Source organism: Bradyrhizobium niftali (assembly GCF_004571025.1).
GTDB lineage: Bacteria > Pseudomonadota > Alphaproteobacteria > Rhizobiales > Xanthobacteraceae > Bradyrhizobium > Bradyrhizobium niftali.
Genome location: NZ_SPQT01000017.1, coordinates 19,407 through 38,705 on the forward strand (window position 1 = coordinate 19,407; position 19,299 = coordinate 38,705).

Here is a 19,299-nt window from a genome sequence, read left to right on the forward strand (position 1 = left end):
CTTGCAAGATTGACGATTGAACGGGCGAGCGCACTCTCAGGCGGCGGAGACCAGCCTCAGCACGACGGGACCCGCGACACGGGCGGACGCAGCCCCGGAGCGGCGCGTCAGGCGCGCATGCGGCGCGCAATAGCTGGAGGCCGGCTGGCGCGGGTGGCCGCAGAAGGCGATCTCCTCCCCGTCCTTGTCACCTCCATAGGGGTAACGGCAGTCGGCCGGCGCAAGATCGACCAGCTGGACGAGGCGCGGCTGAACGCCGACACAGCGCAACTTGGCCCGCGCGGGCTTCAGTGCAGACTTCGGCGGCAGATTTAACGCCGGCCGTCGCGGCGAAAGCAGACCGGTCTCGCCCGGCAGCGCAGGCACGATCGACGGGCTCGTCACCCGTTCCGGCGCAACGAGCCCGAGCCGCTTGGCGCGGCCAGCCACTGCGCTGCGCGTATAAGCCGTTCCAAACCTTGCGTTAATCCGTCTTCCGATCTCCGCATAAGATATTCCCTTGAGAAAATAGTCGCGAAGCGCGTCGGAGTGCTCCGACGGCCAATGACCCGGTTCCATGCTGCTGTCCTGTGATGCACCTCGTCCGATCGCACGACCGGGAGGCGAGACACACATTCCGGTATTCCGAAGCGAGAGTCAAGCCGTAATTCTGATATTCATAATTGCATCAATTCCGAATTTCGGATTACAAGAGGCGAGACGATGGGCAATCGAGGGAATCACCATGTTGGACGTTGCAATGATCGAGCGGGGCCTGGAGAAGACGGGCAAAAGCAAGGGGGGCCTGGCGGCAGCGATGGGCGTGCGCCCCGGCGCGGTCTCGGAGATTCTTGGTGGCGAGCGCCTGGTGAAGGCCTCGGAGATCATTCCGATCATGGAATATCTCGAGCTCAATCTCGCGCCGATCATGGGGCGCGTGGGTGCCGGCGCCGTGATTGAGCCGGACTACGAGCAGGTTCCTCCGGAGGGTCTCGGCGACATCGCGTTGCCCTTCCCGATCATGGAAGAGACGATTGCATTCGAGATCGTCGGCGATTCGATGCTGCCAAAATACGAGAGCGGCGACGTGATCGTGGTCTACAAGGACCAGCGTCATCCGCTGTCGAGCTTCTACGGCGAAGAGGCCGTGGTCCGGCTCAAGACCGGCGAACGCTATTTGAAGACCATCGAGCGGGGCAAATCCCCTTCCGTCGTCAATCTCACCAGCTTCAACGCCAAGCCGATCGTCGGCGTCAAGCTCGACTGGGTCGGGGAGATCTGCCTCTCCATGCCCAAGGGTCAGCTCGAACGGCTGCGCGCCAAGTCGGCGCGCCCCCGCAAGAAGGGCAAATAGGTCGCCGATTTCCGATTTTTGGAAATCGAACTTGACTTAATTCTGTTTTTCGGAAATACTCTGCCGCGCTCCCGACCATTGGGGCGCGGCAGGATCGTCTCCATGCAGTATTTCGTCGTAATGATCGACTACGGGCGGCGCGGCCGCGAGGCCGTCGTCGATCCTGAAATCACGAGGCGCGAGGTCATCGCCCGCGTTGCCTCGGTGAATACCAGAACATCTCGTTCATCCACGAGATCGCGGAGAGTTCGGTCGAGGACGTCACCGAGGCCATCCTGACCGAGGCCACCCTTCCCCACGTTCCGCCTGAAGATGTCGACCTCCAGGCGATCGGCCTCGATCACGTCCGCGACCTGCGCAAGCACGAACGGACGTGACGCAGACCCGGAGGTCTGCGTCAGCGTCCGGCAGAGCATCACACCAGGAGCACGGTCGATCCCGTCGTCTTGCGTGCCGCGAGATCGGCATGCGCCTTGGCCGCGTCCTTCAGCGGATAGGTCTGGTGCACCTCGATCTTGACCGCGCCGGACTTGACGACGTCGAACAGCTCGCCCGCCATCGCCACCAGGCTCTCGCGCTTGGCGGCATAGGTGAACAGCGTCGGACGGGTGACGTAGAGCGAGCCCTTCTGGGCGAGCAGGCCGAGATTGAGTGGCTCGACCGCGCCGGAGGACTGGCCGAACAGCGCAGCGACGCCGAGCGGCGCGAGGCAGTCCAGCGATTTCAGGAACGTGTCCTTGCCGACGGAGTCGTAGACCACCGGCACCTTCTTGCCGCCGGTGATCTCGTCGACGCGTTTCACGAAATCCTCGCGCGTGTAAATGATGACATGGTCGCAGCCATGCGCCTTGGCCAGCTTTGCCTTCTCGTCGTTGCTGACGGTGCCGATCACGGTCGCGCCGAGATGCTTGGCCCATTGGCTCAGGATCAGGCCAACACCACCGGCCGCGGCATGGAGCAGGATCGTGTCGCCGGCCTTCACCCGATAGGTCTGCCGGATCAGATATTGCGTCGTCAGCCCCTTCAGCATCATCGCCGCCGCCGTCTTGTCGTCGACGCCGTCAGGCAGCTTCAGCAGACGGTCGGCGGGGATCAGCCGCGCCTCGGAATAGGCGCCGAGCGGCGAGGCGCCATAGGCGACGCGATCGCCCGGCTTCAGATCGGTGACACCTGGCCCGATCTCCTCGACAATGCCCGCCGCCTCGCTGCCGAGCCCGCTCGGCAGCTGCGCCGGATAAAGACCCGAACGGTTGTAGATGTCGACGAAGTTGAGACCGACGGCGGTGTGGCGGATGCGCGCCTCGCCCGGTCCGGGCTTGGCGACACTGACCTCCTCCCAGACCAGGACTTCCGGCCCGCCGGTCTTGTGAAAGCGAATGGCATGCGTCATGGGGTTGCTCCCTTATCGTTGCAGTGAAGGTCCGAGAACCGGATCGGCCTGTGAAATAGGCATTTCATCTGCCCGTTACAGTACAGAGACGTAACAAGAATGTCACAGCGAACGACAAATGCCCGCCGTTCCGCCTCTGTTCGAAAGAGTTGATGACGGCCTCGGAGCAACCGGCAGTAGCTTTTGCGCGGGGTTTGGTGGTCGCCTGCGAAGGAGAAACCGAGATGCCGGCTTATGTACAGCATCATCAGGATGTCGAGATCGCGCCCGTGAATTGCCCCACCTGCATGGGGTTCCTGCCGATGTATGTGCGCGAGGTCGAACCGCATTGGAGCCTTGCCAAGATCGACTTCGTCTATGAATGCGCCGATTGCGGCGCCGAGGTCCGGCAGACGATCCGGAAGCCGGGGCCGCTGCGGCACTGACCGCGCGATCGGCAGACCGCTCAAGTATTTGCGCTAAGCGGAAAAAACGCCGTTCACGCGGATCTGATGTCTCCCAAAGGAGGCTTGTTCTTTGCCTGGAACGCAGGCAGAACAGGCTTCAAGCAAGACCTTTGGGAGCGCCCATTCGTGGCTGAACAGAAGCCCTCGACCGCGATCGAGGCAGTGGAGAGCGGCCTCGCCGCGCAGGGTTATATCGCGAGCCGCCAGATCGCGACTGCCGTCTATTTGTCGCAGCAGATCGAGAAGCCGATCCTGGTCGAGGGCCCTGCGGGCGTCGGCAAGACCGAGCTTGCCAAGGCGATCGCCGCCTGGCGCGGCATGAAGATGATCCGCCTACAATGCTACGAGGGCCTCGACGAGGCCAAGGCGCTCTATGAGTGGAAATACGCCAAGCAGCTTCTCTATACGCAGATCCTCAAGGACAAGCTCGGCGAGGTGCTCGGCGGCGCGCAGACGCTGCACGCTGCGCTCGATCAGCTCCACGATTTCGGCGACGTGTTCTTCTCCAAGGAGTTCGTCGAGCCGCGGCCGCTGCTCCAGGCGCTGGAGCAGCCGGGCGGTTGCGTGCTGCTGATCGACGAGATCGACAAATCGGACGCCGAGTTTGAATCGCTGCTGCTGGAAATCCTTTCGGACTTCCAGGTCACGATCCCCGAACTCGGCACCGTCTCCGCCATCACACCGCCGACGGTGATCCTCACCTCCAACAGCGAGCGCGACCTGGGCGATGCCCTGAAGCGGCGCTGCCTGCATCTGCATATCGGCTTCCCCGAGCAGCGGCTGGAGGAGCGCATCGTCGAGAGCCGCGTGCCCGGCATCTCGCAGACGCTGCGCCGGCAGATGGTCGGATTCATCCACGAGATCCGCTCGCTGGATTTGAAGAAGCTGCCCTCGGTCAGCGAGACCATCGATTGGGCGCGCGTGCTGGTGCTGCTTCAGGCTTCCGAGCTCGACACCGAGATCGTCAAGGACACGCTCAACGTGCTCCTGAAATACGAAGCCGATATCGAGGCGGCCCAGCCCCAGATCACGACCTTCATTGCCAAGGCAGCACGATCCAACGTCTTCGGTTGACGCCGATGCGCGAGAACATCCATCGTTTCTTTCGGGCAGCACGTGGCGCCGGCGTACACGTCTCGCCCGCCGAAAGCATCGATGCGATGCGCGCGGTTGCGCAGGTCGGTTTTTCAGACCGAACCATCCTGCGCGACACCCTGCTTCTGACGCTCGCCAAATCGCAGGACGAGAAACTCGCGCTCGGCGACTGCTTCGACCTGTTCTTCAGCCAGCCGGAGCCGCGGCAGGAGCAGCCTGAGGGCGCTGACGAGGATCCGTCGCAGGATACGGATCAAGCCCCCTCTTCCGCCGCGGCCGGTGATGCGGGCGGCGGTTCGCCGCAAGAGGAACTGGGCCCGCTCGCGCAGATGCTGCTGTCGCAGGATCGCAATGCGACCGCGGCCGCGATCGCCAGCGCGGCCGGCGCCGCGTCCCTGTCCGACATCCGCTATTCCACGCAGCGCGGCATCTTCTCCAGCCGCATCCTCGACGCCATGGGCCTTCAGCGCCTGCGCGACGACCTCGACCAGCTGACCGCAACCAATCCCGCGCTGGCCGAGCGCCTGCGCGCCGCGCTCGACGCCCTGCGCGAAGCGGTCCGCGACACCGTCTCGCAGGGGCTTGCGCTCTATGCCCGCGAAGAAGCCGAGAACCTCCGCAACGATATCCTGCGCAATGCGCCGCTTGCGCGCATCGAGCGGCGCCAGGTCGCCGAGATGCGCGCCCTCATCCACCAGATCGCGCGCCGCCTGCGCGAGCGCTATTCCAAGCCACGCAAGCGCCAGCGCCGCGGGCATCTCGACGTCCGCCGCACGCTGCGTCGCAACGCGGCCTGGGGCGGTGTGCCCTTCCTCACGGCGTGGAAGCGCAAGCATCGCGACCGGCCGAAAATCGTTGCGCTCTGCGACGTCTCCGGCTCGGTCGCGCAGGTCTCCGATTTCTTCCTGCTCCTGATCCACTCGCTGCACGAGGTGGTCGACGACGTCCGCTCCTTTGCCTTCTCCTCGCACCTGATCGAGGTCAGCGACATCCTGGAAGCGAAATCGCCGGAAGAGGCGATGGCTGAGATCATGTCCAAAGTCGGCTTCGGCTCATCCGACTACGGCTCGTCGCTGGTCGATTTCGAGAAGGATTTCATGAGCGCGCTGACGCCGCAGACGACGGTGATCGTGCTCGGCGATGCCCGCAGCAACAATCTCGATCCGCGCGCCGACATCCTGCGCCGGATCTCCGAGCGCTCGAAGCGGCTGGTCTGGCTCAATCCCGAGGGGCGACTCGCCTGGGGCTTTGGCGATTCCGAGATGCCGCGCTATGCGACCTTTTGCAGCGTGGTGCGCCAATGCGCCACGGCGCAGCAGCTCGAGCGCGCAGTGTCCGACATCGTGGCGACTTATCAGTAGACGGCGATCACATCCGTCGTCTGGCGTCAGGCGGCAGCCAACTCGGCCTGGACGAGGTTGCACTCTCGAAAGTGATAGGCGATTTCGTCGAGCGCGCGCTGCTCCCATTCCTGGGCCTGCGCGAGCCAGAACATCCGGCGCTCCGAATCCAGCGCGGCGCGCTCCCGGCAAAGAAATTCCTGACTGCGAATTTCCACCAGCCTGTTCATGCACTCACACCCCTGCTGTGTGAAGCCAATCCCCTGCGAATCAACCTAGCAGAGTCCCGTACCCCTCGCCTCACGATTTCTGTGCATATCGCGACGCAGAATGGGACAGCAATCCTTCCCGTGCACTGCGGTAGCTTTCACCCCACGATCAAGAGCCAATCATCAATTAGTGATCGCGGGTCGGGACGATATTCGTGCGCGAACGATCTTAACTCTTGTGGCGCAACGAAGTGCGGCAATTCGTGAAGAGAAGTTCTAAACCGCCCACCGAATTCCCGACTCATTGTCGTCGCATGGTCTTCATGCAGCGCCGTTAACAGAGGCGCGCGAACGGTACGATCGCTTGAGGCAACATGAGCAACGATTTCGACTTCGATCTTTCACCCGGCCAGTGGGAAGCGCTGAAGGCGCTTCGCAACCCGGTGTCGAACGGTCGCCTCGCGAAGGCTTATGTCGTCGAAAGCCTCGTCAAGCTCGGCCTCGTCGTCGTCGATGACGGCGCGCCCGCAATGACACCGGCCGGCCGCAAGGCGCTGGTGCGCGGATCGTGCAAATTGCTGGATCTCGCGGCGTAGCGCCCGCGCATCAAAAGATCTGGGCGATCACGATCGCGTAAGCGACGAACACGACGCCGAGCCCCCACACCATCGCCGGAATCTGCGACCGCCGGCCGACAGCCACTTCCAGGGCGATATAGCTCAGCGTGCCCAGGGCCATTCCGTTGATGAGGTTGTTGGTCAGAACGGTGACGAGCAGCGTCAGCACGATCGGAACTGCGTTGCCGAGATCGGTCATGTCGATGCGGGCAAGCCCCTGCATCATCAGCACACCGACCAGCACCAGCGCGGGCGCAGTCGCTTGTGGCGGGATGATGACGAAGACCGGCCAGAAGAACAGCGCGAGAAAGAAGAGTCCCGCAACGGTCAGCGAAGTCAGTCCCGTGCGGCCACCAGCCTGCACGCCGGTGATGGACTCGATGTACGCCGTGACGACGGAGGTGCCGAGCAGCGGGCCGACGATGGATGCCGTCGCATCGGTTGCAAATGCGGCGGTGGCGTTCGGGATCGAGCCATCGGGCTTGCGCAGATTGGCGGCGCCTGTGACGCCGATCAGCGTGCCAAGCGTCGAGAAGAACTCGGCACACAGGAAATAGAACAGCAGCGGCAGCGCCACCACGAAATGGCTGAAGAGATAGCCGAAGTCGAGCGCCATGAAGGTGCTGCTCGGCCAGCGGGGCCATGACATGATCGCCGAAGGCACCGACGTCACCATCTTGCCGTTGCCGCCGGGAACGAAGAAGCCGATCAGGGTGAGTACCGCGATCGACAGGATCAGCGCCGCCGGCACCCGGCGCGCCACCAGCACCGGCGTGAGCAGGAGGCCAAACAGCGTCAGCAGCACCGGCGGGCTGCGCAGCGATCCCATCGCGATGTAGGTCGACGGGTTCTGGACCACGAAGCCGGCGCCGCGCAACGCAATGAAGACGATGAGCGTGCCGACGGCCGCCTGGATGCCGATCTTCAGCGCCTCCGGCACGTCCTTCGCGACTTTCTCGCGCAGCTTCGACAGGCTGAGGATCAGGAACAGAACGCCGGTGAAGGCGACCATGGCGAGCGCGCCCTGCCAGGGCATGCCCATCTGCTTGACGATGACATAGGTGAAGATGACGTTCGATCCCATCGCCGGCGCAACAGCGAGCGGCAGATTGGCCCACAGCCCCATCATCACCGAGCCGACAATCGCGGCGAGTGCCGTGGCGCTGACCAGATCGGCACGATCCATTCCGGCGTTGGACATGATCGCCGGGTTCACGGCGATGATATAGGCCATCGCCGCGAACGTCGTCGCGCCGGCCATCACCTCGCGGCCGACGCTCGTGCCACGTTCGGTGAGGCCGAAGATGCGATCGAGCGGTCCAGCGGCTGCGCGCGGCGCCGGCTCCGTGGAGGCGGCTTGCGGCTTCGTCATCTCGTTCATCCCAATCCTCCCCTACCAGACCACCGGGTGTGCTTCGCCGGTCTGCACGTTGATGAAGCCGAGCGGCGCCTGCTCACACGGCGCCACCAGCACCCAGCTCCAGGGCGCGCAGGTCAGCGTCGCGAACATCAGCCGCTCGGGGAATCCCGGATACCAGCGAGGCCGGTAGGTCGGCTCATACATCCAGTCGACCTTGCGTCCCTCCGCGTAGAGCGCCTGCATCTCGGCATCGAGCGCTTGCGCCGAGCGGCAGCTCATCAGCCCGCCGACCTCGAAGCGCACGGTTGCAACCAGCTCGCCCTCGCGCACCAGCGCCCATCCGCCCTGAAGTTCGATCAGCGCGTTCACCGCCTTCGCCATCGCCGCGTCGGACGAGCCGACCACCCAGATATTGTGCTTGTCGTGCGCCACCGAGCAGGCAACTGCCGTCTCCGGCGTGCGCGGTCCACAACCGCGCCAGAACATCTTTGCGATGCGCCCGTCGCCCGAAAAGCGGTCGACGATCGCAAATTTGGTGATGGCCTCGCTCTCGTCGCGCTGCACGGCACCGTCGCGCACCGGCAGTTCGAGGGTGTAGAATTCGGGATGCCAATGGAAGGGACGGATCACGGCCGCCCTCATCGTGGTACGGCCGGGCTCGGCCCGCAGCTCGAAATCCTGAGGCTTGATCGAGCGCTTGATGTTGACCGTCTTCGTTGCCCAGTCCGGCCAGAGGATCTCGGGCACTTGGCCGAGGTAACGCTTGCCCTCGGAGATCTGGGCGCCATCGGCCCACACTTCGGCGATCGTGAGTTTGGCAACATCCGAGAGCAGCACCACGTCGCCGAAACGGCCTGGAGCCAGGCTGCCGACGAACGGCGTGAGGCGCATGTGGCGCGCCGGATTGATGGTGAGACACTGGATGGCGATTTCCGGCGCAAGGCCGGCCTCGATCGCGACCCGCGCATTGTGGTCGCTGGCGCCGAGCTCGAGCGTGTGGCTGGCACTGCGGTCATCCGTCGTGAACGCGATCTGCGACCAGTCCTGCAGACCCTTCGCGAGCAGCCATTTGACGATCTCGTCCATGGCATAGACGCGCAGCTCGACGAACAGGCCGCGGGTGAGCTTGTCCCAGGTTTCCTCCGGAGTCTGCACTTCGTGGTCGGACGCGAGCCCGGCCGCGGCAAAGGCGTTGATGGAGGGTAGATCCCGCAAGCCAGAGGCATGGCCTTCGACGACGCCGCGCGCCGCGAATGTCGCCTCGATCATGCCCCAGAGCCGCTTGTAGGACGGATTGTCGGGATTCCAGACCGCTGGCCAGTCCATGACCTCGTCGAGCCCGGTCACCATCAGGCTCTCGCTCATGAAGCGCGCCTGCTCATCGCGGCCATACCAGCCGCCGCCCCATTCATAGGCCGTGGGCGGCACCGCCGAGCCGGGCTGCGGAAAGATCTTGAGCGGCGAGCCGCGGCGACGCGCTTCGAACCAGAACTCGAGATTGCGCGCACCGTTGACGTTGGAGAACTCGTGGCTTGCCTCGCAGGTCCAGGTATTGCCATGCGGCAGCACCAGCGCGGCCTCCCATTCCGGCGTCAGGTGCGAGCTTTCGATATGCTTGTGCACCTCGCCGAAGCCGGGCACGGCGGCAAGATCCGGCCGATGCACGCGCTCGCGGACCTCGCCGGGATAGTCGCCGGCAGGCCCGACCCAGGCGATACGCCGGCCCTTGAAGACGATCTCCTGATCCTCGCTCCAGGTGCGGCTGTGCACATCGAGCAACCTGCCGACCCGCAAGGAGCGATCGGCCGGGCGGTGGCCGAGCGCCGTCAGCACCAGGTCCTGGCGGATGCGAACCTCGTCGGGCGCGTTGATCAGGAGGTCGTCGGGGATCGCATTCATGGCCTGCCTCACTCTACGCCGGTACGTTCGCGGATCGTGGTTCGCTTCCGCGGAGATTTGCCGGCCTTGCCGCTGCGCGCCGCGGCGGCATCGCGCTGCCGGACGTCCTTCAGGAGGGTCGTGAGCGCCCACTCGATGGCATCGGCGATCTCGCCGCTGGTCATGCCGAAATCCTCACGCATCGCATTCCAGGCCAGCACGTTGTTGAGATAGGACGCGAGCGCCTCCGCCTGACGGACCTCCTTCGCAGGGAGATGCTGCACCAGCGGCGCCATCGCCTTGCGATGCTGGTCGATCAGGTGCCGCCGGAAGCCGGCGCGCACCCGGCGGCCGGCCCGCGTCATCGCAATGGCGCGCGCCAGATGCGGATGGCGGTCGAACCGCTTGCACAGCTTGCGGAAGATCTCCGGCAGCTCGTCGGGCGAGGTGAAGGGAATGTAGCTGAAGACATTGTCCTCGATCCACTCGCCGGCCGCAGCAAACAGTTCCGCGCGGGTCTTGAAGTGCCGATAGATGGTTCGTTCAGCCACCTTCGCGCGCTTGGCCACTGCCGCCATGGAAATATCGTCGGCCGCCTCGTCCTCCAGCGTCTCGACGAAAGCCGCAACGATGCGCTGCCGCGTCATCTCGGCGTACTCGTCGCGAAGATTGGCGATATGTCGCTTTGCTGTACTCATGTCAGAAGTCTGACATCAGGCAATTTGGAGGGTCAAGCCGAGATTTGAGGCACGCCGCGCCGCAGCAATGGGCGTCGGCTCGCCCGGCCGCCCGCCTGAAAAATGGACTTTTGCGCGTCGTCAAAATCGGATTTGCTCTTCCACGAAACGATCGCACGCAACGGCGCGGCGCTCTGGTTCCAGCAAGGGAGCTGATCATGAACGGGCTTGGTGGGCTGAACAAATCGCCTGAGGGCGTGGTCATCGGGCTGGTGCAGTTGCAACTGCCGAACGTCGTCACTCGGGCCGATCTGGCAAGGCAGACCGAGCGTATCGTCTGGATGGTCGGCAAGGCGCGCCGCAACCTTTCCACCATGGATCTGGTGGTGTTCCCCGAATACTCGCTGCACGGCCTCTCGATGGACACCAATCCCGAGATCATGTGCCGGCTCGACGGGCCCGAAGTCACGGCCTTCAAGCAGGCTTGCGTCGACAACGGGATCTGGGGCTGCTTCTCCATCATGGAGTTCAACCCGCACGGCAATCCCTATAACTCCGGCCTGATCATCGACGATCACGGCGAGATCAAGCTGTACTACCGCAAGCTCCATCCCTGGATTCCGGTCGAGCCGTGGGAGCCCGGCGACATCGGCATTCCCGTGATCGAGGGGCCGAAAGGCGCCAGGATCGCACTGATCATCTGCCACGACGGCATGTTCCCGGAGATGGCGCGGGAATGCGCCTACAAGGGCGCCGAGATCATGATCCGCACCGCCGGCTACACCGCGCCGATCCGCGAAGCCTGGCGCTTCACCAACCAGGCCAATTCGTTCCAGAATCTGATGGTGACGGCGAATGTCTGCATGTGCGGCAGCGATGGCTCGTTCGATTCCATGGGCGAAGGCATGATCGTCAATTTCGACGGCACGGTGCTGGCGCACGGCACCACCGGTCGCGCCGACGAGATCATCACCGCTGAGGTGCGGCCCGACCTCGTGCGCGAGGCGCGGATCAATTGGGGCGTCGAGAACAACATCTACCAGCTCTGGCACCGCGGCTATGTCGCCGTGAAGGGCGGCGCGATGGACTGCCCCTATACCTTCATGCAGGACATGGTCGCCGGCACCTTCCGCCTGCCGTGGGAAGACCAGGTCAAGGTCACCGACGGCAGCTCCTGTGGCTTCCCGGTACCGACGCGGATGTTCGGCAAGACGGCGAAGGCGGCGGAATAGGGCCGTTTTCGGCGCCGACCGCGACATTCTGGCACGGTAGTTGCTCCTTTTTGACGTCCAAGACGCGTCAAATTGGGGGAGTTCACCATGTCGAGCATTGCCGCGGCCCCGGCCGCCGAGCGCAAGCCGCTTTACGCCTCGCTGTTCGTCCAGGTCCTGGCCGCGCTGGCGCTTGGCGTCATCCTGGGGATGGCGGTCCCGGACTTCGCCATCGGGCTCAAGATCCTCAGCGACGCCTTCCTGAAGCTGATCTCGATGATCGTGGCGCCGATCGTGTTCTGCGTCGTCGTCCACGGCATTGCCGGCGCCGGCGACCTCAAGAAGGTCGGCCGGGTCGGCGTCAAGGCGCTGGTCTATTTCGAGATCATGACGACGGTCGCACTCGTGGTCGGCCTGCTGCTCGCCTACCTCTTCGGCCCCGGCCACGGCATGAACATCGATCCCTCGACGCTCGACGCCAAGGCGCTCAACACCTACGCCGACAACGCCCACAAGCTGTCCGGCGGCGGCATCGGCGCCTTTCTGATGAACGTGATCCCGACCACCTCCTTCGATGCGCTGTCGCGCAACGACGTGCTTCAGGTGCTGTTCTTCGCGGTCCTGTTCGGCGTCGGTCTTGCGCTCGTCGGCGGCGAGAAGGGCGCGCTCGTCACCTCCATCATCGACGCGGCCTCCACCGTGCTGTTCCGCGTCATGGGGCTTATCGTCCGTGTCGCTCCACTTGGCGTGCTCGGCGCAGTCGCCTACACCGTCGGCAAATACGGCGTTGGCTCGCTGAAGCAGCTCGTCTCACTGGTGATGCTGTTCTACGTCTCGGTCGGCATCTTCGTGCTCGGCGTGCTCGGGGGCGTGATGGCGCTCGCCGGAATCAACATCCTCAAATTCCTTGCCTACCTGCGCGAGGAGCTCACCATCGTGCTCGCGACGGCGTCGTCGGACGCGGTGCTGCCCCAGATCATGAAGAAGCTGGAGCGGATGGGGGTGAAGGATTCCGTGGTCGGCCTCGTGATTCCGACCGGCTATTCCTTCAACCTCGACGCCTTCTCGATCTACCTCACGCTGGCCGTCGTGTTCATCGCGCAAGCGACCAATACGCCGCTGTCCTTCGGCGATCTCCTCTTGGTGCTCGGCGTGTCCCTGATCACCTCAAAGGGCGCGCACGGCGTACCGGGCTCGGCCATCGTGATCCTGGCCGCGACGCTCAATGCGGTGCCGAGCATTCCGGCGATCGGCCTCGTGCTGGTGCTCTCGGTCGACTGGTTCATCGGCATGGCCCGCGCGCTCGGCAACCTCGTCGGCAACTGCGTTGCGACGGTCGTGGTGGCGGCCTGGGAAGGCGACCTCGACCGCGCCAAGGCGGTCAAGGTGCTCGAAGGCGGCGAGCTGGTGGACGTGACGGCGGGATAGCGCCTGCGGATCAGTCATTCCACTGGAGGAGCGGCGTTCCATACGCCCTCCTCCAGACGGACAGGAAGCGCGGAAACCAGGAGTGGGCGACGGCGCCCTTGTAAGCCCAGGTGCGATATTTCAGGCCATGTTCCGAGATCAGCTCCTGATAACCGCCGTGGACCTCGGTCGCGGTCCGGATGTCCTTCAATATTCCCTGGGCGCAGGCCCGATAGGTATCGCCTCCCGAGACTTCATCATAGTCCAGCATGCGATCGGCAAATTCGACGTTGAACGTCGGCCAGGACGAACGCCCCTGATAGGCGGGAGCTGCGATCTTGTGGATCATCTTGTTCCGGGGATTATCTGCCGACACCAGGAAATGAAACGTGCTGGGGATGCGGAAACGCGGTTCGGCAATGATCAGATCCGTCGTGGCCGCAAACAGCGCGCGCTCGCTGGCCTCGCTCATATCCCAAAATCCGCGATGCACGCCGACGAAGTCGAGGGCGACCGATGACACCGGCGAGCTCGCGGGGCCATCCAGGGAGTGCCTGATATAGCCGCCCTTGCCGAACAGGCGGAGCAGGTCCTTCTTGTATTGCGCGAGGTCGCGTCCGAGCAGCCGCTTCAGCTCGTTCTCGTCGACGACCCCGAGCTGCACGGCCCACCCGAACGTCGTGTAGACGCAGGCGTTGGTGACGAAACGCCGTCGTTCGGCACGCGTGTCCGTCGCCGCAGACCGAGGGCCACTGGCATCACACAACAGATACCTGGTGCCGTCAGCGTCGAATGGCTCTAGCTCGCTTGCAAGCTTCAGGATCGCACGCTTCAGGTCTGTGCCATACTCGGCCAGCAACAAGCGGCCGGCATGGGCGCATTGTGACATCGCCAGATAGGACGACGCTCTCTCCTCGGCGGAGATCATCTGCCGGAGACCGGCGAGAATGCCGAGCAGCGTGTCCGACGGGCGCGAGAAATAGTTCACGCCGAGATACCGCGCGCGTCCCGCCGGGACGATGGTCGTCGTGACGACGTTGGCACGAACCGCCTCCAGCAACAGGCGGACGCTCCTTTCGAGCAGACGCACCCGCCGCACCGCGTCCTGCGAATCCCTGATGGTCTCGGGGTCGAGTACGTCGGGGTAGAACCAGGCGAAGTCACGCGGGTAATAGGCAGAGGCGTGCGGTGCGCCGGTGACCAGGAAAGCCTCTGTCACCGAAAAGGCGCTGTCCATCGAGTGTCGGTAAAGGTCTTCGATGGCCGACAACGAATGATGCGACTTTCTCAGGAAACGATCACCGAGGAAGTTGACCGCCTGAAGGGCATTGGCGACAAAGGTCGCAGCGACACCCTGGTAAAACCGATTTCCGCGATGTGACGGCAAGGAGATATCGCTATTCATTCGTGCCTGGTGTCTCGTGATTTCCGGCGATGGCCGGTCACCACTCTCAGGATGACTGATTCGTATCTCGCCCTGATGACATGCGGGCTCCCGAAAGTCAGATCGCGCCGGCGCGATCCTCCCGCGGCCTGAAATTCTCGATCACCCTGAGCAGCACCCGGGCGCCGGCGTCGGCGTCGGCGAGCTCGACATGCTCGTCCGGGTGATGGCTGACGCCGCCGCGGCAGCGGACGAAGATCATGCCGACATCGGCGATGTCGATCATGGCCATGCCGTCATGCCCGGCCCCGCTCGGCAGCTCGAACACGGAAACGCCTTCCGCGGCGATCGCCTGCGCGATCTGGTCCTTCAGCCAGGGCGCGCAGGGTACGGTGCGGTTCTCGTGGGTGACATCGAGCTGCAGCGCCAACTGCCGGCGCTTTGCAATCGCCTCGATCTGCCTGACGACGTCGGCGACCGCGCGCTTGCGGTGCATGTCGGTCGGCGCACGCATGTCGATGGTGAAGGACACCTCGCCCGGAATGACGTTGGTCGCGCCGGGCCTCGCCTGGATGTAGCCGACGGTGCCGACCAGGCCGCTCTCGTCGGTCCGGCAGAACTGCTCGATCGCGCCGATGCATTCGGCAGCTCCGGTGAGCGCGTCGCGGCGCAGCGCCATCGGCACGGTGCCGGCATGACCGGCCATGCCGTTCAGTCGTGCGGCCAGCCGTGTCGCGCCCGCAATCGCGGTGACCACGCCGACGGGCAGGTTCTGGGCTTCCAGCACCGGACCCTGCTCGATGTGCAATTCGAGATAGGCGAGCAGCTCGCGCCGGGCCCGCGCGGCCGCGCCGATATGATCGGGATCGAGGCCAAACCTGACCAGCGCATCGCGCATCGACACGCCATCGCGATCGCGCGTGTTGAGAACACTCTCGTCGAAAGTGCCGGCCACCGCGCGGCTGCCAAGCAGCGTCGAGGCGAAGCGCACCCCCTCCTCGTCGGCAAAGCCGATGACCTCGATCGCGAACGGCAGTCGCTTGCCGCGGCGGTTGAGATCGGCGACGCAGGCGATGGCCGTGATCACACCCAGCGGCCCATCCCATTTGCCGGCGTCGCGCACGGTGTCGTAGTGCGAGCCGAGCATCAGGCAGGGCGCCCCCGGCCGCTCGCCCTCATAGCGGCCGCAGACATTGCCGATCGCATCGAGATGCGCGCTCATGCCGGCCTCGCGCATCCAGCCGAGGATGAGATCCGCAGCCGCGCGCAGCTCCTTGCTGAGATAGATGCGGGTGAGCTTGTCGGTCTCTTCCGAAATCGCAGCGAGCTCGTTGATGCGGCGAACGATCTCCTTGCCGAGCGATGCATCTTGAACGGCGGTGGCAGCACCCATCTCGGTCGAGCTTTCCATCTTCTGGGACCGCGGCGGCGGCGGTCCTGGCGACAATCGATACAAGTTCGGTGCCAGCAAAATCGCGCCCGGCGCAGTCCCGATCAGCGCGTGGTTAGCATGAATGCGCCTTGCCGGCAGACCGTCCGACGCCGGTCATACACATGCGAACGCTGGTTAAGACTGCTTAACTCAACTGCATACAACCAGAAAATATTGCCTATAAATTAATCTGCCATTTTTTCCTCAGCAGGAATCTCGAGAGAACCATATCCATTATTTTTCAAATACTTGCCCCTAAATGCACGCTTCGTAGCCTCTGGCACAAAGCTTGCGACAACTTATCCAGGGCTCCGCCAACCCGGCGGTGGCCGCGAGATCAAGGCGGGACATCCGCCCAAGGGGAGCAAGCAATGGATTTTGGCAGGATTTCACGACGTCATTTGTTGCAGGGCGGCGCGGCCCTCACCCTCGGCGCGGCGGCCGGCGCCCGCCCGGCCTTCGCGGCCGACACCACCATCGGCTTCATCTATGTCGGCTCGCGCGACGACTACGGCTACAACCAGGCGCATGCGCAGGGTGCGGCAGCGCTGAAGAAGATTCCCGGCCTCAAGGTCGTCGAGGAAGAGAAGGTGCCGGAGACCGACGCGGTCGAGAAGACGATCGAGTCCATGATCAATCTCGACGGTGCCACCCTGCTCTTCCCGACCTCGTTCGGCTACTACAATCCACACATGGTCAAGATGGCCAACAAGTACCCGAAGCTGCGCTTCGAGCACTGCGGCGGCCTCTGGACCGACAAGGACCCGAAGAACGCCGGCAGCTATTTCGGCTATATCGACGAAGCCCAGTACATCTCCGGCGTCGTCGCCGGCTACACCTCCAAGAGCGGCAAGCTCGGCTTCGTCGCCGCAAAGCCGATCCCGCAGGTGCTGCGCAACATCAACGCCTTCACCCTCGGCGCCAGGCTCGCCAACCCGAAGGCCACGACGCAGGTGATCTTTACCGGTGACTGGTCGATGCCGGTCAAGGAAGCCGAAGCCACCAACAGCCTGATCGACCAGGGCGTGGACGTGCTCACCTGCCACGTCGACGGGCCGAAGACGATGGTCGAGAACGCGGCGCGCCGCGGCGCCTTCGTCTGCGGCTATCACACCAACCAGTCGCCGCTTGCGCCGAAGGCGTATCTCACCGGCGCCGAGTGGAACTGGGAAGCGCTCTATCCGAAGTTCGTCAAGATGATCGCCGCCGGCGAGAGCATCCCGAACTTCTTTCGCGGCGGCCTCAAGGAAGAGATCGTCAAGACCTCGCCCTATGGCGAAGCCGTCTCCGCCGAGGCGCGCAAGCATGCCGACGACGTCAAGGCCAAGTTCTTGTCGGCCGAAGGCTACACGATCTTCAAGGGAGGCCTCGTCGACAACAAGGGCAAGACGGCGATCCCTGCCGGCACCGATCGCGGCCAGAAGGATCCCGAACTGGAGAAGATGGACTATCTCGTCGAAGGCGTGATCGGAGCGACTTCGTGACCACGGAAGCGGCGGATTCTGCCGAGGTGGCCGGGACAATTGCCCCGGCCGCCGACCCCGGCTTTCTCCAACGCCACGGCGGCACGATCGAATATGTCCTGATCCCGGGCGCGGCGCTCGCCGGCGCGCTGGTGGTCTTCGGCATCTTCGTCGCGATGTTCGGCAAGAATCCGCTCGACCTCTATTTCTACATGTACTACGGCGCCTTCGGCACCTGGTTCTCCTGGCAGAACACGCTGACGCGTGCTGCGCCGCTGATCCTCACCGCGCTCTGCACCGCGCTGCCCGCGCAGCTCGGCATGGTCATCATCGGCGGCGAAGGCGCGCTGCTGATCGGCGCGCTGTCCGCGACGAGTGCTGCGCTCGCACTCCAAGGCATGCCGCCGCTCGTCGTGCAGATCGCGATGATCATCGCCGGCGTGATCGGCGGCGGATTGTGGATCATGCTGTCCGGTGCGCTGCGGCAGTATCGCGGCGTCAACGAGACCATCTCGAGCCTGCTGCTCGTCTATATCGCGCTCGCGATCCTCAACCATCTCGTCGAGGGGGCGATGCGCGATCCTGCCAGCCTCAACAAGCCCTCGACCCGCGAGATCGGCGCCGCCAACATGATCGGCAGCATTCCCGGCACCGACGTGCATTGGGGCCTCGTCTTCGGCCTGATCGCCGCGATCGCCGCCTACATCCTGATCTACCACACCGTGTTCGGCTTCGCCGCGCGGGTCGCCGGCGGCAACATCCGCGCCGCGAAGATCGTCGGCCTCGGCGTCAGCAAGCTGATCCTGACCGTTTGCTTCCTCGCCGGCGGTGCGGCAGGCCTTGCCGGCATGGTCGAGGTCGCCGCCGTGCAGGGGCGCACCAACGCCAATCTCGCGGCCGGCTATGGCTTCACCGGCATTCTCGTCGCGTTCCTCGCGCGGCAAAATCCGCTCGCCATCATCCCCGTCGCGATCCTGCTCGGCGGCATCAGCGCCAGCGGCGGCCTGTTGCAGCGTCGCCTGGGACTGCCCGACGCGTCCGTGCTGGTGCTCCAGGGCATCATCTTCGTCTTCGTGCTGGCCAGCGATGCGCTCTACGGCCGCATCGGTTTTCTGAAAGGCAAGTCCTGATGGCAGACGGATCGATCGGACTCTGGACCGTCCCGCTCGCCGTGCTCGGCGGCGCCATTCGCGTCTCCACCCCGTTCCTGTTCGTGAGTCTCGGCGAATGCATCACCGAGCGCTCGGGCCGCATCAATCTCGGCCTCGAAGGCACGCTGGTGATGGGCGCGATGAGTGCCTACGGCATCTCCTACCTCACGGGATCACCGTGGCTGGGCGTGCTCGCCGCCGGCATCACCGGCGCGCTGCTGGGCGCACTGCACGCCGGCATCTGCTCGCTGCCGCGCGTCAACGACGTCGCGGTCGGCATCGCCTTGATGCTGTTCGGAACCGGGCTTGCCTTCTATCTCGGCAAGCCGCTGATCGAGCCCACCGCACCGCGACTACCCGCAATCGATTTCGGCTGGTGGAGCGACATCCCGCAGGTGCGCGCGGCGCTACGCGTCAATGTCCTGTTCCTGATCGGCGTCGCGCTCGCGCCGATCCTGTACTGGGCCTTCCGCACCACGCGCTGGGGCCTCTTGATCCGCACCGCCGGCGAAAGCTCGGACGCCGCACGCGCCATGGGCCACTCGGTGCTGCTGATCCGCCTGCGTGCCACCATGGTCGGCGGCTTTCTCGCCGGCATCGGCGGCTCGTTCCTGTCGCTGTTCTATCCCGGCAGCTGGAACGAGGGCCTGTCCTCCGGACAGGGCATCACGGCCGTCGCGCTCGTCATCTTCGCGCGCTGGGATCCCTTGCTGTGCCTGTGGGCCTCGCTCGCCTTCGGCGGCGCCGCGGCGCTGGGACCGGCGCTGCAATCGGTCGGCGTCACCTCCGGCTATCACCTCTTCAACGCCGCGCCCTACATCCTGACGCTGGCGATCATGATCATCACCTGCTCGCCGAAACGCACACTGACCGGAGCCCCGGCCGAATTGTCGATCACCCGCTAGA

The 19,299-nt window shown here is 64.5% G+C and carries 19 protein-coding genes and 1 pseudogene; 12 read left to right on the forward strand and 8 right to left on the reverse strand.

What is annotated here, in order from left to right; all coding sequences use genetic code 11:
• Positions 1-36: 36 nt before the first annotated feature.
• Positions 37-558: a GcrA family cell cycle regulator gene (locus E4K65_RS26540; RefSeq protein ID WP_135176630.1), complete on the reverse strand. Its 522-nt coding sequence runs from the start codon at positions 556-558 to the stop codon at positions 37-39.
• A gap of 166 nt (positions 559-724) precedes the next feature.
• On the opposite strand from E4K65_RS26540, the gene E4K65_RS26545 reads away from it, so the two are divergent.
• Both E4K65_RS26545 and E4K65_RS48815 read left to right on the forward strand, forming a co-directional pair.
• Entirely contained in the window at positions 725-1,333 is a 609-nt protein-coding gene (locus E4K65_RS26545) for a S24 family peptidase (RefSeq protein ID WP_027545883.1), read from the forward strand.
• Positions 1,334-1,435: 102 nt separating this feature from the next.
• A pseudogene (locus E4K65_RS48815) lies at positions 1,436-1,710 on the forward strand (hypothetical protein).
• A gap of 38 nt (positions 1,711-1,748) precedes the next feature.
• Here E4K65_RS48815 and E4K65_RS26555 read toward each other — a convergent pair.
• Positions 1,749-2,723: a quinone oxidoreductase family protein gene (locus E4K65_RS26555; RefSeq protein ID WP_135176631.1), complete on the reverse strand. Its 975-nt coding sequence runs from the start codon at positions 2,721-2,723 to the stop codon at positions 1,749-1,751.
• Positions 2,724-2,947: 224 nt separating this feature from the next.
• Here E4K65_RS26555 and E4K65_RS26560 point away from each other — a divergent pair, with 224 nt between their 5' ends.
• The 3 genes from E4K65_RS26560 to E4K65_RS26570 all read left to right on the forward strand — a co-directional run bounded on the left by E4K65_RS26560 (position 2,948) and on the right by E4K65_RS26570 (position 5,625).
• Positions 2,948-3,148 (forward strand): hypothetical protein, encoded by a 201-nt coding sequence (locus E4K65_RS26560; protein ID WP_135176632.1) that lies wholly within the window; start codon positions 2,948-2,950, stop codon positions 3,146-3,148.
• A 147-nt stretch (positions 3,149-3,295) separates the two neighbouring features.
• Positions 3,296-4,243 (forward strand): AAA family ATPase, encoded by a 948-nt coding sequence (locus E4K65_RS26565; protein ID WP_025576438.1) that lies wholly within the window; start codon positions 3,296-3,298, stop codon positions 4,241-4,243.
• Between the two features lie 5 nt (positions 4,244-4,248).
• Complete coding sequence (locus E4K65_RS26570) at positions 4,249-5,625, forward strand: vWA domain-containing protein (protein WP_135176634.1); 1,377 nt, start codon at positions 4,249-4,251, stop codon at positions 5,623-5,625.
• 26 nt (positions 5,626-5,651) lie between these two features.
• Here E4K65_RS26570 and E4K65_RS47520 read toward each other — a convergent pair whose 3' ends face one another.
• Positions 5,652-5,834: a hypothetical protein gene (locus E4K65_RS47520; RefSeq protein WP_025576443.1), complete on the reverse strand. Its 183-nt coding sequence runs from the start codon at positions 5,832-5,834 to the stop codon at positions 5,652-5,654.
• Positions 5,835-6,187: 353 nt separating this feature from the next.
• Between E4K65_RS47520 and E4K65_RS26580 the strand changes: the two genes are divergently transcribed.
• On the forward strand, positions 6,188-6,409 hold the full coding sequence (locus E4K65_RS26580; RefSeq protein ID WP_025576445.1) for a hypothetical protein: 222 nt from the start codon (positions 6,188-6,190) through the stop codon (positions 6,407-6,409).
• 10 nt (positions 6,410-6,419) lie between these two features.
• On the opposite strand, the gene E4K65_RS26585 is transcribed toward E4K65_RS26580, so the two are convergent.
• The 3 genes from E4K65_RS26585 to E4K65_RS26595 are packed head-to-tail and all read right to left on the reverse strand — an operon-like array spanning position 6,420 to position 10,366.
• Positions 6,420-7,811 carry an NCS2 family permease gene (locus E4K65_RS26585; protein ID WP_025576446.1) on the reverse strand — a complete coding sequence of 464 codons (1,392 nt, stop codon included), beginning with the start codon at positions 7,809-7,811 and terminating at the stop codon, positions 6,420-6,422.
• A gap of 12 nt (positions 7,812-7,823) precedes the next feature.
• A complete protein-coding gene (locus tag E4K65_RS26590) occupies positions 7,824-9,689 on the reverse strand; it encodes an adenine deaminase (protein ID WP_167771169.1) in 1,866 nt (621 codons plus the stop codon).
• 8 nt (positions 9,690-9,697) lie between these two features.
• Complete coding sequence (locus E4K65_RS26595; RefSeq protein WP_025576448.1) at positions 9,698-10,366, reverse strand: TetR/AcrR family transcriptional regulator; 669 nt, start codon at positions 10,364-10,366, stop codon at positions 9,698-9,700.
• A gap of 197 nt (positions 10,367-10,563) precedes the next feature.
• On the opposite strand from E4K65_RS26595, the gene E4K65_RS26600 reads away from it, so the two are divergent.
• Together E4K65_RS26600 and E4K65_RS26605 are read left to right on the forward strand one after the other, a co-directional pair.
• Positions 10,564-11,577 carry a formamidase gene (locus tag E4K65_RS26600; RefSeq protein ID WP_135176636.1) on the forward strand — a complete coding sequence of 338 codons (1,014 nt, stop codon included), beginning with the start codon at positions 10,564-10,566 and terminating at the stop codon, positions 11,575-11,577.
• An 87-nt stretch (positions 11,578-11,664) separates the two neighbouring features.
• A complete protein-coding gene (locus E4K65_RS26605; RefSeq protein ID WP_135176637.1) occupies positions 11,665-12,984 on the forward strand; it encodes a dicarboxylate/amino acid:cation symporter in 1,320 nt (439 codons plus the stop codon).
• Between the two features lie 10 nt (positions 12,985-12,994).
• Here E4K65_RS26605 and E4K65_RS26610 read toward each other — a convergent pair whose 3' ends face one another.
• Positions 12,995-14,200 (reverse strand): hypothetical protein, encoded by a 1,206-nt coding sequence (locus E4K65_RS26610; RefSeq protein WP_235885735.1) that lies wholly within the window; start codon positions 14,198-14,200, stop codon positions 12,995-12,997.
• A gap of 3 nt (positions 14,201-14,203) precedes the next feature.
• On the opposite strand from E4K65_RS26610, the gene E4K65_RS48820 reads away from it, so the two are divergent.
• Complete coding sequence (locus E4K65_RS48820) at positions 14,204-14,344, forward strand: hypothetical protein (RefSeq protein WP_235885737.1); 141 nt, start codon at positions 14,204-14,206, stop codon at positions 14,342-14,344.
• Between the two features lie 121 nt (positions 14,345-14,465).
• On the opposite strand, the gene E4K65_RS26615 is transcribed toward E4K65_RS48820, so the two are convergent.
• Positions 14,466-15,740, reverse strand: a complete 1,275-nt coding sequence (locus E4K65_RS26615) for an allantoate amidohydrolase (RefSeq protein ID WP_167771194.1) — start codon at positions 15,738-15,740, stop codon at positions 14,466-14,468.
• Between the two features lie 410 nt (positions 15,741-16,150).
• Here E4K65_RS26615 and E4K65_RS26620 point away from each other — a divergent pair, with 410 nt between their 5' ends.
• Genes E4K65_RS26620 through E4K65_RS26630 form a run of 3 tightly spaced genes read left to right on the forward strand, consistent with a single transcriptional unit; the run spans position 16,151 to position 19,298 of the window.
• Positions 16,151-17,263, forward strand: coding sequence for a BMP family ABC transporter substrate-binding protein (locus tag E4K65_RS26620; protein ID WP_135176640.1), 1,113 nt, complete (start codon positions 16,151-16,153; stop codon positions 17,261-17,263).
• Positions 17,260-18,372, forward strand: a complete 1,113-nt coding sequence (locus tag E4K65_RS26625) for an ABC transporter permease (protein ID WP_135176641.1) — start codon at positions 17,260-17,262, stop codon at positions 18,370-18,372. The genes E4K65_RS26620 and E4K65_RS26625 overlap by 4 nt, the downstream gene beginning before the upstream one ends.
• Complete coding sequence (locus tag E4K65_RS26630) at positions 18,372-19,298, forward strand: ABC transporter permease (RefSeq protein ID WP_007612833.1); 927 nt, start codon at positions 18,372-18,374, stop codon at positions 19,296-19,298. The genes E4K65_RS26625 and E4K65_RS26630 overlap by 1 nt, the downstream gene beginning before the upstream one ends.
• Position 19,299 lies beyond the last annotated feature (1 nt).

Excerpts from the sequence above, each read along its gene's own strand:
- E4K65_RS26555 (WP_135176631.1), bottom strand. The coding sequence starts at position 2,723 with ATGACGCATGCCATTCGCTTTCACAAGACCGGCGGGCCGGAAGTCCTG.
- E4K65_RS26585 (WP_025576446.1), bottom strand. The coding sequence starts at position 7,811 with ATGAACGAGATGACGAAGCCGCAAGCCGCCTCCACGGAGCCGGCGCCG.
- E4K65_RS26610 (WP_235885735.1), bottom strand. The coding sequence starts at position 14,200 with ATGGACAGCGCCTTTTCGGTGACAGAGGCTTTCCTGGTCACCGGCGCA.
- E4K65_RS26620 (WP_135176640.1), top strand. The coding sequence starts at position 16,151 with ATGGATTTTGGCAGGATTTCACGACGTCATTTGTTGCAGGGCGGCGCG.
- E4K65_RS26540 (WP_135176630.1), bottom strand. The coding sequence starts at position 558 with ATGGAACCGGGTCATTGGCCGTCGGAGCACTCCGACGCGCTTCGCGAC.
- E4K65_RS26615 (WP_167771194.1), bottom strand. The coding sequence starts at position 15,740 with ATGGGTGCTGCCACCGCCGTTCAAGATGCATCGCTCGGCAAGGAGATC.
- E4K65_RS26605 (WP_135176637.1), top strand. The coding sequence starts at position 11,665 with ATGTCGAGCATTGCCGCGGCCCCGGCCGCCGAGCGCAAGCCGCTTTAC.
- E4K65_RS26560 (WP_135176632.1), top strand. The coding sequence starts at position 2,948 with ATGCCGGCTTATGTACAGCATCATCAGGATGTCGAGATCGCGCCCGTG.
- E4K65_RS26580 (WP_025576445.1), top strand. The coding sequence starts at position 6,188 with ATGAGCAACGATTTCGACTTCGATCTTTCACCCGGCCAGTGGGAAGCG.
- E4K65_RS26590 (WP_167771169.1), bottom strand. The coding sequence starts at position 9,689 with ATGAATGCGATCCCCGACGACCTCCTGATCAACGCGCCCGACGAGGTT.
- E4K65_RS47520 (WP_025576443.1), bottom strand. The coding sequence starts at position 5,834 with ATGAACAGGCTGGTGGAAATTCGCAGTCAGGAATTTCTTTGCCGGGAG.
- E4K65_RS26630 (WP_007612833.1), top strand. The coding sequence starts at position 18,372 with ATGGCAGACGGATCGATCGGACTCTGGACCGTCCCGCTCGCCGTGCTC.
- E4K65_RS26595 (WP_025576448.1), bottom strand. The coding sequence starts at position 10,366 with ATGAGTACAGCAAAGCGACATATCGCCAATCTTCGCGACGAGTACGCC.
- E4K65_RS26545 (WP_027545883.1), top strand. The coding sequence starts at position 725 with ATGTTGGACGTTGCAATGATCGAGCGGGGCCTGGAGAAGACGGGCAAA.
- E4K65_RS26570 (WP_135176634.1), top strand. The coding sequence starts at position 4,249 with ATGCGCGAGAACATCCATCGTTTCTTTCGGGCAGCACGTGGCGCCGGC.
- E4K65_RS26600 (WP_135176636.1), top strand. The coding sequence starts at position 10,564 with ATGAACGGGCTTGGTGGGCTGAACAAATCGCCTGAGGGCGTGGTCATC.